This is a genomic window from uncultured Fibrobacter sp. (assembly GCF_946062555.1).
GTDB lineage: Bacteria > Fibrobacterota > Fibrobacteria > Fibrobacterales > Fibrobacteraceae > Fibrobacter.
Window position 1 is genome coordinate 21,641 of the sequence record NZ_CAMGVQ010000011.1, and the last position, 11,215, is coordinate 32,855.

Genomic DNA, 11,215 nt, shown 5'->3' on the forward strand with positions numbered 1-11,215 from the left:
CTGCGAGCAGCCAATCTCTCTTGCGAGAGTGACTTGTGGATCCCCTCCCTTCGGTCGAGGATGACTTGGGCGTGAACGAGTCTTACTGCGACAGAGGCGAGTGAAGCGGGACCGCTTGCGGGACCATTTCCGAGCCGACAAGCAGGCAACCGATAGGTTGCCATCTCTCTTGCGAGAGTAATGCTTTTCAGGGTTGAAAAAATTGCGGCTTTCATTGATGCTGCGAAGAAGGCGTCTTAATCTCTCTTGCGAGAGTAATGCTTTTCAGGGCGAAGATGCTCTCAATGCCCGTGACGAAGTTAAGGTCGTCTTAATCTCTCTTGCGAGAGTAATGCTTTTCAGGGGGGATGACGGCGGCGTCTTGTATCTACTACCGAATGGGTCTTAATCTCTCTTGCGAGAGTAATGCTTTTCAGGGGGAAAAGGTTGCGAAACAATTCTTGACCTTTGTAAAAAGTCTTAATCTCTCTTGCGAGAGTAATGCTTTTCAGGGTGAACGACGCCAAAACCTTCGTGAACGAATGTGTCGAGTCTTAATCTCTCTTGCGAGAGTAATGCTTTTCAGGGAACAAATCTTCCGGAGGTAATACCATGGAAATAAACTGTCTTAATCTCTCTTGCGAGAGTAATGCTTTTCAGGGGGTACCCCTCTGGAAGCCGCATAAATAAAGGGCTCCAGCGCGCCGTTTTAAACAACTGCACAGAAAAACACTTATTGGAATTTTAATTTTTCTTTACAAATCCCTAAAAAGCACCCGAAATTGGCGTTTTTGAGCGAATTTCGGCAATGAAACACGAATGTTGTTCGTAATAATGTCAAGCGGCAGCCCGGCCACGCGTACCGGACACCATAAATATACCCATTTTTCGCCAAAAAAGGGGCAAATCTTGCAGAAAAAACAGATTCCTTTAGTTATTCGAACCTCGATGCCCCAAAAACACAAACGGCCCCGGCTTTCACCGGGACCGCCCAGCCACAACACAAGGGGCCGTAAGTCTTTTGCGCAGGAGCGCTACCAGCCGAAGATGCCGCCGAAGAACGACTTCGCGATGCTCTTGATCGCACCGAAGGCGCTTCCGACAACCCGGCCCGCGACACGCCCCACAGCACGCCCCGCACTGCCGAACAGACCTCCAAGGCTTTCACCGATATCGGCACCGACATCGGCGCAGTCCGAAATCGATTCAACAATATCGTCCAGGATGCTGTTGCGGTAGTCCTTGAGGTCATCGTCGTCCTTCCACATTTCGCGATCGCGGTTGATGTTGTTCACGTAAATCGTGCGCTTTTGCTTGGGGGTGTAGTGAACAATCTGGTACAGCAGCTTGGTCAAGTTGTAGGGACGCTGCGGCTTGTCGCCGTCCTTGTAGCCTGCGCTATAGTAGATGGGCTCCACGTCAACACCCGTACTTTCCTTGATGCGACGCCGTACCGATTCCACCTTCTCGTTCAGGAATCGCTCAAGTTCGGGCTCGGGCCTGTTATCCTCACGGTTCCAGCCGCGACCCTTCATAGCCATGTCGGCCTGGTTGATCGCCACCAGAATGCGGGACTTGTCTTCACCCAGGTTCGGAACGATCACGTTGCTAATGAGTTCGAAAGAGGTTCCCATGTCGCGGGAACTTCCGTCGAGAATCACCAGCACGAGATCGATCAGCGGGTTGCCTTCGGAATCGCGCTCCAGGAGCTTTTTCGTCAGATTTTTCGCATGACGGTTGTCGGCTTCCTTGCCGTCGCCAAGCCCCGGGCTATCCCACAGAATCAGGTTACCGAGTTCATACTTCTCGATATCCATCGTCTCGGGATCCACCCCCACACCCACCTTGGACACATCGGCGTCAAAGAGCGCGTTGATGGTCGAACTCTTGCCACAGCCCGTGGCACCCGTGATGAGGAGGTTCACTTTTTTGGCCTTGAGCAGAAGCAGGTTCGCAATCAGCTTGCGCTTGACCGCTTCGGGCAATGCCGACAATTCGATATCGTGTTCCATCTTCGAAATGAATTCCTGATTGTTCTTTGCGTTTGTCATAATTGACTCCTTTTTGAATTTGTTTACCTTTATATCAATCGATGCCATACAAGTGTCAACCAAATTTTTTCAACTTTATGCACGGCGCACATCCGGGCGTTTCCGCGGAATCTGTTCTATCACGGCATCCACCACGGCATTTACGTTGTAGCCCGACTCGGCAGAAAAGCATACCGGTTCCTGGATAGATACACCCGTGGCCTCGTAAACACGGCGACGCACCGATTCGGCCTTGTCTCGCAAAAACGATTCAAGAACCGCATCGGGCCTGTTGTACGCGTAATCCCAATGAGTCCCTTTCATGGCGATGTCCGCCTGGTTGATAGCCACTAGAATACGGTCACGATCAATGTTCGGCACAATCACCTCGTTCATAAGCGAGTAGCACGAACCCATATCGCGAATGCCGCCTTCTAGCACCACCAGCACCATGTCCATAAAACTGTGGCGCTTGCCCATGCTCTCGTATGTCATCAACAGATGGTCGACGATTTTACGCTTGTGGCGCGCATCGGCCGAGGCACTGTCGCCAAGCCCCGGGGTATCCCACACGCAAAAATGACTGTTGAGCGTGTAGCGCTTCACATCCATCGTCTCGGGGTCTACGCCCTTGCCCACCTGCGCAAACGAAGCTCCGCACAGTGCATTTACCAGCGTTGACTTGCCAGCACCTGTCGCCCCCACGATCATTACGTCGAGTGGGAGGTTGTCGCGTAGTTTGCAACTCATCTCGTATTCACGGTAATTCTGAAAATTTGTCATAATCGGTACTCCTTTTGATGATGTATATCTTTTGTCTTATGCGATGCATCAACCGTAAGGGACTCAGAATTTCGAGGCCTTTGTCGCGACAGAACTTCGGTCCGCATTCTGCCTCAACTTTTCATGGACCCTTTCGCAAAGGGTCTTGGGGCAATACGCCCTGTACGATCCGAAACACTTGGAAATTGCCTGGCGCTTAACCCCGAGCCGATCCGCCACGTCACTCATCGTGCAGTCACCTTCTTCCAAAAGAATCTGGTACATGGCCTCGGCATTCCTGCGGGCGGCGCTCTCTTCCTGCATCGACTCCAGAACCTCATTGACCATATCGGTATCGTCGGCATTGTAGGAATCACAAGCCCTGCGGGAATCGTTATCGATGTCAGACTGCGGCCCGTACTTTTTATTCTGATACAGGACACTGCCACCTTCCGAGATTTCGCGTTCTTCGCCATAGCGTATCATACGCTGGCCGTACCGAGCAGCCTTCCTTTGCAGACCGGCGAAATGCCAGCCAATCTTTCTGCTGAGCCATGTTTCAAAATTGGCGTTGCACGATTCGTCGTACGTCCTATAAGCATCCACGAAGGCGTCATAAGCGTTACTGAAGACAACCCCCTGCTTGCGTCGGTCGCTATTCGGCAACCACGCCACGTCGAAGTCGAAAGGAGTCCGTTTGAAATGGACCATTGCCGCCTTCTTGAAGGAATCTTCGTAATAGCGGTAAAGAGCCTGAATCGAGGCCTGGTCACCGTAATTACGGGCGTTTTCAATCAGCTGGTATCCGATGTTTGCGTTCTGAGTCGTCATACTTCTATCTCCTTTGGCATTGCGGCCAAAACGATACCGGGGACATCCCGATGTCGTGTGTTGACGTGACCTTTAGCGGCACCAGCCGCCATTGGCCTATGATGAGATAGAAGGCCTTTTACCGAAGGCTAACGGGCCCAAGTTTGCGCCCCGGGCAGGGCGAGGCTTATGCCTAGAGGATTTTTCCGAGGATGATTGCTATCAGTATGAGCATGGTGTTCTCTCCTATGTTGTTTGTGGACGTTATATCAGTCGAAACCTTCACGGTGTCAACCAGATTTTTTTCGCCCCAAGAGGCACGGCCCTTTACGCAGCCTTTTCGTGCATTCGGGCGATAATCGACTCCGTCGCCGTTGACGTGTAGCGGCTGAAAAAACGCTCTTCCGCAAAGTCGATTTCCTTCAAGGCTGACTCGAACGGGATATCCATCAGCGGACGGCTGTAGCGGTATTCCGCGCCACCGTTCTGGAACAGGCAACCGTTAGGGGCGATCATCAGGTAACTTTGGATCATGACCGAATTATCTTCGATAAAGATGTGGCGTACGCCATCGGCCTTACCGAAAAAATCTTCGCGGTAATTGTTACGGATGAACGTGTAGAATTGTTCGTCCGTAATACCCTTGTTGTCACCAAAGGGCATCTGACGCAGAATCTTGTACTTGCAAGCGCCAAGGGCGGCGACCTTGTCTACAAGGACTTCACCGAAGTTGTTCTGGTTGACGACAGTGTTCACCTTTATGCGGACATTCGGATTGATGGCACGGAGAGCAGTAAGTTTATCCGAAATATCTTCGAAAGAAAGCGTACGGCCATTGCACTGGCGACCAATCTTCATGTTCGTTTCATGGCTGAAGGAATCGAGCGACACCCCCACCTGCGAGAGCAGGCGGGCAAAGGGGAAAATATTTTCCAAGTGAGATCCGTTCGTGATTACCGAAACTTCGGCACCGCAAGCAACAGCCGTTTCAACCACGAACTGCGTCTTTTTCTGGAAAAGAATCGGTTCGCCGCCGACAACGCTCAGGCGCCAACGAGCAGCACCTGCACCAAAGTGTTCAGCGTGGTAACTGGCAATGTTTTCGATGACCTTGCGGACATTTTCGGGCTTATTCCAGACCTCGTCGAGACGGTTCCAGTCGCTGTAGCAGAAGGAACACTTGTAGTTACAACACTCTGTTATGTGCCAATTCACCACTATGGGGATATCCTTGGCGAAACGCACGAAACGGCTGTCGGTGTTCTGGAAATTGTTCTGGGGATTGATTGCGTTCGTCATAGGATCCATCCTTGTGGCCACGCGAACAGCTCCTAGCCGCCTAGATTTCACCCGCCAAGACGCAAAAGCAGGCCACAGCAAAGCTGTGGAATTTACGGAGCAGCCCTAATGGCCTATGTTAGATAGATTCCGTTCTGACGAACGGGTGCCTGCCGAAACAGACTGAAAAAATAGAAAGCCGAAGTCGAACCTCGACTTGGCTATAATATACCTAAATCCCAAAGGGATGTCAATAGGTTTTCGAAAAAAATTTCATTTTTTCCAATTATTCATAAAATTCCTGACATTCTCGTTCGCCATGGAATTCGCCAAGGACAAAGGCGAAACCCCGGCCCCGTTCGCGATGTTCATGTCGGCACCCTTTGTCAGGAGCTTTTCAATCAGCCCGATCTTGTCCTTCGACTTGAAAATCGCATAGAAAAGAGCCGTATTCCCGACGCCGTTCTGCCTGTTCACATCGATTGCATTTTCAAGCAGGAAGTCAACCATCCGCGGCCTTTCATGCAGAATGCAATACATCAGTGGCGTAAAACCGTTTGAATCCACCTGATCAAAACCGGTTTTTTTCACCAGTTCCACAAACCATTCAAAGTCATCTTCAATTATCGCGTTGACAATGCGTTCCATAATTCATCTCCTACTTGTTTGTTTACTCCACGGAAGCTATCGATCGTCAGCCTGACGGCTTCCCTTGCGTGGCTCCGATTCCCCGCTACGCTTTCAAGCTGGTAAATAGACGCATCACGCATTTTTTCCTTAAACGCAGATTCCGTAAGGCCGTTCATAAAGGCTCGCTGCAGTTCGTTCGTGTACTCGCGACCTGCGACATGCCCCATTTCAGGCGTACCAATGATTTCCGTGCCATCAACAGCATCAATATAGTTTCCTGTCGCGGGATTGTACTGCCCATTCGCCCTTGCAAGGCTCTTCACTTCTTCCGTCGTGTAATAGCCAGGCTGCGCCCTACTCTGCCCTTTTATAAGTGCGGGGCTATACGGATCGCAGTAAGACTGCAGTTCTCCATCCTTTACGTATCCTAGAACTCGACCCTTGTCATTGTACACAACAAAGTTGTCCTTGTACTTGGCAACTTTCGCAACTTCCGTGCCGGACTTGTCGAAAATCGATGCGGAATTTTTTCCGACATAATAGATGTCGTCGGCATTTTCCACCCCGGCAAACCGGATCGTCTTGCCGATTTCGACACCCTTCCCGTTAAATACAAGTCCGGACTTCGTGTATACATTACCTTCGACGGCAATTGCTTTCGAAAACGTTTTCACTGCCGAATACGATCCAAGGACAGCTCCCGTCACAGCGCCAATCAGGTAGCCGTCGGCAGCACCGTTTACGGTCTCATAGAGCAATTCCTCGCCACGGCTCCCTTGCGCATAGGAAATCCCCGCAGACAAAAGCCCTCCAACGGCACCACCGCTAAGCGTGGCAACGGTAGTCGTCTTGGCAATCACTAGCAGCGATACCGAAAGTACCTGCCCGCCAGGGACTACCCAGGAAACAACCCATACAGTCCCGACAATGGCTGCACCAACTCCAAACTTTGCAATAGCGGCATTGTAGCAACGCTCTACCCTTTTTTCCTGTTCGGCACGGTTCGAAGAATATGTAAGGAAATCTTCTTTTTGGGACCACTGCCAGTCCGCAAGATACCTGACAAAGTCCGCTTTTGTTTTCGGATCGGCCGCCAAGACCATCTTATGCCATTTTCCGAAAATTCCAGAAACAGATGACTCGACAATGCTGTATTCGGAACTTTCCGAAACTGACTGGGCGGTATTCTGAAAACCATTTTCAGCGACGACTTCATAAACGCCGAATTCGCCTTCACCTTTACCGAAAACCATCAAGCTTTTGTCATAGACGGAGTTTTCCGTGTCAAAAACCTTCTTGGCGGAATCATATACGGAAAGGCTTTCGTCTACAACGCTTTTCTCGGTATTAAAAATTTGGGTATAACTACTGTAGATGCTTTTCGAGGAGTCAAACAAGAACTGCGAAAAGCACTCCGAAAAGAGTAGAAAGCCCCAAAGGATGAAAAGGCGCCTAATCATTTTACTCAACCACCTGAATCGTGTAACGCTTTACGGATGTTGGCATAGGAAACGACTTGTATTCCGTCATGATACTTTCCATAACGCCTTCGCCGGAAGATATGTCCCCATCCGAAATCTTGGCCTGAACGGATTTTTTCGAAGAGAACGGGAGATAAGAGGATATCGGTCTTTCATAGCCATCGAAGGATATCTCCACAGGCAGGTCCTTGCCAACATCATCGTTCGAGAGCGTCATCTGTATTTCGATAGCGCCCTCCCAACCATCCTTGACCGGAACAAGGAATTCCACGTAGTCGCACCGATCGAAGATTAAGGGATGATGCCCATCCTCGAACTCATAGCTCTGCAGGCCATTGAACGCAAAAATGTGGAAATCCTTCTTTGAAAACCTAATAACACCGCGGATAAACTCATTCTCGCTTTCCTCATCGTCCGTATCTATTTCGAACTTGTACAGGAGATTAAGCCAACCGTTGGGAAGGGCCGAGTAATGGATTAACGCAGATGACACATCGGCAGCATACCGGCCACCAGGTATCTGGATATTCTGCGTGACACTTGCATGGTAGTCCCCGGCAATGGCTACCGCCTGAAACACGAACAGGCAAAGAGCGAGCAGAATTTTGTTGATGGACTTGTTTTTCATAATAGTGTCTCCTATTGTTTTGAGAGATTTGGGGCAACCGCGCCCTCACACGTTTCATCGTCTTTTCATATGATTGCGTCAACCGCTATTATCCATTTTTAAGAACTGATTTGTAACACCCATCCTCACGAACTAGAATAAGACTAGCCTTGGATAGGCGATTGAGAATTCTGTCAAGTTTTTTCCCTCGCCAACGCAGTCTTCGCTTAGTCATTCGATAGGAACTCCAAGATCGCAAAGCATCTAGGACATCCTCGAAACTTTTCAATCTTTTTCGAGAAGATCGTGTATCGGCAAGCCGAAGGAGTTCACATTTGTCTGCATCCGCAAAATCCACAAAGCCCCTACCCTTTGCGAGCTGCGACATCAACACCACGCTGCAGTCATCGGAGGTTTTCTGTTTGACACAATTTTCGAGCGAATCATGCAGCCCTTGCGACATGAATTCACCATCACAAATAGAAGCAAGCTTAAATAAACGAGCAAGGGAAGGAGATAGGACCTTTTTTTGTTTATTATAAAAGCTATTTTCCGAACCATCGGACATCAAGACAAAACCCGAAATCTGATTCAAGTTCCCCTTGATAAGCTTCATACCTGCAATGGCGTTATTCGATGTCGTAAAGACCGTAGTGTTCGCAAACTCACCATTTTCCGGATGAGACGCCACCAGCACCTTGCCATTCTTGAAATAACCGATGACGCCGTCACCAATGTGGCAAATCACGAACTTCCCTGCCTTCACGGCAACAAACAGGAGCGTAGAGGCAAGGTCCCTGACAGAACAGCCTTGTTCCGCACAGAGAGCATCAAGACGCTGGCCGACAACTTCAAGGATGTGCTTCTTTACAGCGACACCATTTTCTTCGTCAATGACAAAGTCAAAGTTATCTGCCATAAAGTTGCAGATTGCCCGAGTCACCGCCTCGGCACCAAAATGGGAATGGCTCGCAGAGCCCGCTCCATCGGCAAGGGCGCATACGGAGCACCCGTCCTTGACAATAGAGAAGGTCTTATCCTGACAAGGCGTACCCGAGCTTAAGTGGCCACGCCCCTGAACGGCACTTTGTACGGTAACCCAGCACATACTACAACTCTGCCCAGCCCTTGATGCCATCGACGTCCAGCTGGATTTTATCCCCCGGAGCAGACTGCGAAACCTTCGAGACGCTAGCACTAAGCCAAGCAAAAAATTCCCTGAAGTTCAGGCCCTGCAACTTGAGCGGGCGGCGCTTCGGAGAGAACGCCGCCAGAGCATTCATGTCTGCGTCTTCGCCAATGCCGATCGGGAAAAGGGTCAGCTTGCGATTGTTGATCATTTCGCAGGTACGCTGAACCGCCCTTGTGTATTCCGAACTGTCGCCATTCGGCTTCCCGTCCGTCATGAGCACAATCCACGGCTGATAATAATCCACACCGCTGGCCTTATATTCGCCCTTCCTTTTTTCGAGCAAGTCGAGCGCCATATTCATCGCCTCGCCCATAGGCGTGCCACCATGAGCGAAAAAGTTCGGCGAATCAGGCTGATGCTCGAGAGTGCTGAAATCGGTCTTGAGCACGGCAGATCCACCGAATGTCACGACGGCAATTTCTGCGGCGTACAGGGCGGTCTCGTCACTGCGCACAGCATCGTAGAAGCACCTGACTCCTTCGTTGAGTTCGCTGATCGGCTGGCCTTCCAGGGAACCGCTAGTGTCCAGAACGAGGCACACAGGCACACGGGTGGACGGGTTGTTTTCGAGGTCTTCAATGTTGAGGAGTTTATCGTTCGTCATAATGTTTTTTCCTTTTTTTGTTGTTGATTTTGTTAAACCTTTGGTTTTTAGCCGAAGAGGCGGTACAGGGAGCCAAATATTCCGCTAAACGAGGGCTGGGATAGGGATTTCCGCAATACACGCGGGCTTTCAGAACTGCGATGGTGAGCAAGCCTTCGCTTGCGCAAGCACTCAATGCAGGCACCTTTCTTGTCAATCCAACTCTGTTCAGCTTCGTTTTTACAGTATGGACATTCCACATAAACCTTGCCCTTCTGCTTCTTGAAACGAGTCGGATAAATCCACGTAGACATTTCATCCTGTTCGCCAAGCTTTCCCGAATCGAGCAGTCGCAAATACTCCTTGAATTTCTTCAGCCATTCAGAAGCACTCAAGCGCGTACCTTCGGTAGAATAGCGACCACCCTTATTGAATGTGTTGTAGAAAGCATCCTTCAATAAGAACGGAAGGTGGCTCCACAGGAATCTCCACGGGCCATTCGGAGTTTTCTTGTTCGAAGATTCTCCGAGTGGGTACGAGAAATCCATGTCGATGATATTCTGCTGGGCGCTATCGCCTCCCTTCTGATTGTACGGCATTTGCCCGGTAATCATCAGCGAAAAGAGAAGGACTGCCACGGCAAAATTCTCATTGCCAACCGTGCGGAGGTAGCGATCGTAATTGCCACGATTCTGGAGCTCCGGCGGTGTAAACGGGATTGTTCCGACAGGGCACGGATAGCCCGCCACCTGGTAAGAGTCGCAGTCCACAAAGTAAACTTCGGTTGGCTTCTTTACAAGGATGTTGTCAGGATTGATATCGCCAAGGACAATACCCATCCTATGCAAGCAATCAATTTTTTCCAGGATGTTCACGCAGAGCTCAACCAAGTCCCTCTTGGACCAATGAGGGAATTTTTTCAGAAGGAGCGGCTTTTGGTAAAGTGTACGGATTTTCACGCCATCGGCCTTCTGCATCAGGTAGCCCACAAATTCATTCCGAGAATTGTACAGCGGCACCAACGGAAGACTGATGCCTGGAAACTTTATCCCGGCAGAAGCCATCGCTTGAATTTTTACGAGCTTATGGGTCGTTGTCTTTTCGGGCTTATACACCTTAGCCACATAGGGCGTATTCGTCACATAAACAGCACCCTCGCCACCTTCGCCCAATACAGAAACCAAACGGATACTCGTACCTTTCGGCGTGTGGAGAATATCCCCAAGCCGAGTAGCCAAGGTCACTGCAAGACGTTTATCAGAATCAATCGACATCGGTTTCATCGCCATCCTCCAAAATTTTTCCGTTTTCAAGTTCGTGCGTATTCGGCTTTGCCGTGCAGAAAGTATTCATCGCAATCACATTGCCAAGCCTTCTACAATGACTCAAGGCATCGTCCGGGAATATTACGTCGTAGCATTCATTCGTAAAGTCAGCCTCGGTCGTTAAAGAATCAGGCGGCAGCTTTTTCAAATAGCGGTCATAACAGACCCTTTTTCGGTGGTTTTCGTTTTTCTTTTCGTAAAAATTTCCCGTAACCTCGAATGTATCATCACCAAAGCAGGCATTCAACACAAGTCTATAGTGGAGTAACGAATCGTCAAGTGACGTAGTAATAAAGTAACGGCAGGAATCATCACTGAACCAATCAATGATGGTGCATACGGTTCCAAATTCCTGCTGCAAATGATCGGCCCCTCTCTGATTGATGGGAGGCATCCAGTTGGATTTAAGGATCCTTTTGGCAAAAATATAAGCCTCCGTGCTTTTCGTATTGAGCGTAAGCGCGACGCTACCGTTCTGATTACGAAGGCGTAAATAGCCAAAAGGGAACAAGTCAATAAAGTCTTTAGGTTTCATCAG

At 49.8% G+C, this 11,215-nt stretch carries 11 protein-coding genes and 1 CRISPR repeat array; all 11 genes read right to left on the reverse strand.

What is annotated here, in order from left to right; genetic code table 11:
• Window positions 1-156: 156 nt before the first annotated feature.
• A CRISPR array of direct repeats spans window positions 157-641; the repeat unit is 37 nt; unit sequence GTCTTAATCTCTCTTGCGAGAGTAATGCTTTTCAGGG.
• A gap of 372 nt (window positions 642-1,013) precedes the next feature.
• The 11 genes from Q0P86_RS04845 to Q0P86_RS04895 all read right to left on the reverse strand — a co-directional run bounded on the left by Q0P86_RS04845 (window position 1,014) and on the right by Q0P86_RS04895 (window position 11,212).
• Window positions 1,014-2,030, reverse strand: coding sequence for a GTPase (locus Q0P86_RS04845; RefSeq protein ID WP_295037797.1), 1,017 nt, complete (start codon window positions 2,028-2,030; stop codon window positions 1,014-1,016).
• Window positions 2,031-2,105: 75 nt separating this feature from the next.
• Window positions 2,106-2,792, reverse strand: a complete 687-nt coding sequence (locus tag Q0P86_RS04850) for a GTPase (RefSeq protein WP_290995406.1) — start codon at window positions 2,790-2,792, stop codon at window positions 2,106-2,108.
• A gap of 63 nt (window positions 2,793-2,855) precedes the next feature.
• The gene (locus tag Q0P86_RS04855; protein WP_294112097.1) at window positions 2,856-3,602 is read right to left on the reverse strand and encodes a hypothetical protein; all 747 of its coding nucleotides are present in this window, start codon (window positions 3,600-3,602) and stop codon (window positions 2,856-2,858) included.
• 306 nt (window positions 3,603-3,908) lie between these two features.
• Window positions 3,909-4,880: a viperin family antiviral radical SAM protein gene (locus Q0P86_RS04860; RefSeq protein ID WP_290995401.1), complete on the reverse strand. Its 972-nt coding sequence runs from the start codon at window positions 4,878-4,880 to the stop codon at window positions 3,909-3,911.
• Between the two features lie 252 nt (window positions 4,881-5,132).
• Complete coding sequence (locus Q0P86_RS04865; protein ID WP_290995399.1) at window positions 5,133-5,507, reverse strand: ankyrin repeat domain-containing protein; 375 nt, start codon at window positions 5,505-5,507, stop codon at window positions 5,133-5,135.
• Window positions 5,483-6,949 (reverse strand): GH-E family nuclease, encoded by a 1,467-nt coding sequence (locus Q0P86_RS04870; protein ID WP_294112094.1) that lies wholly within the window; start codon window positions 6,947-6,949, stop codon window positions 5,483-5,485. The genes Q0P86_RS04865 and Q0P86_RS04870 overlap by 25 nt, the downstream gene beginning before the upstream one ends.
• 1 nt (window position 6,950) lies before the next feature.
• Complete coding sequence (locus tag Q0P86_RS04875) at window positions 6,951-7,598, reverse strand: hypothetical protein (RefSeq protein ID WP_295037800.1); 648 nt, start codon at window positions 7,596-7,598, stop codon at window positions 6,951-6,953.
• 88 nt (window positions 7,599-7,686) lie between these two features.
• A complete protein-coding gene (locus tag Q0P86_RS04880) occupies window positions 7,687-8,685 on the reverse strand; it encodes a PP2C family serine/threonine-protein phosphatase (protein ID WP_294112089.1) in 999 nt (332 codons plus the stop codon).
• A gap of 1 nt (window position 8,686) precedes the next feature.
• Window positions 8,687-9,373, reverse strand: a complete 687-nt coding sequence (locus Q0P86_RS04885) for a VWA domain-containing protein (RefSeq protein ID WP_294112087.1) — start codon at window positions 9,371-9,373, stop codon at window positions 8,687-8,689.
• A 47-nt stretch (window positions 9,374-9,420) separates the two neighbouring features.
• Window positions 9,421-10,635: a serine/threonine protein kinase gene (locus tag Q0P86_RS04890; RefSeq protein ID WP_295037803.1), complete on the reverse strand. Its 1,215-nt coding sequence runs from the start codon at window positions 10,633-10,635 to the stop codon at window positions 9,421-9,423.
• Window positions 10,616-11,212: a hypothetical protein gene (locus tag Q0P86_RS04895; RefSeq protein ID WP_290996506.1), complete on the reverse strand. Its 597-nt coding sequence runs from the start codon at window positions 11,210-11,212 to the stop codon at window positions 10,616-10,618. Before Q0P86_RS04895 ends, Q0P86_RS04890 begins: the two co-directional genes overlap by 20 nt.
• Window positions 11,213-11,215: the final 3 nt, after the last annotated feature.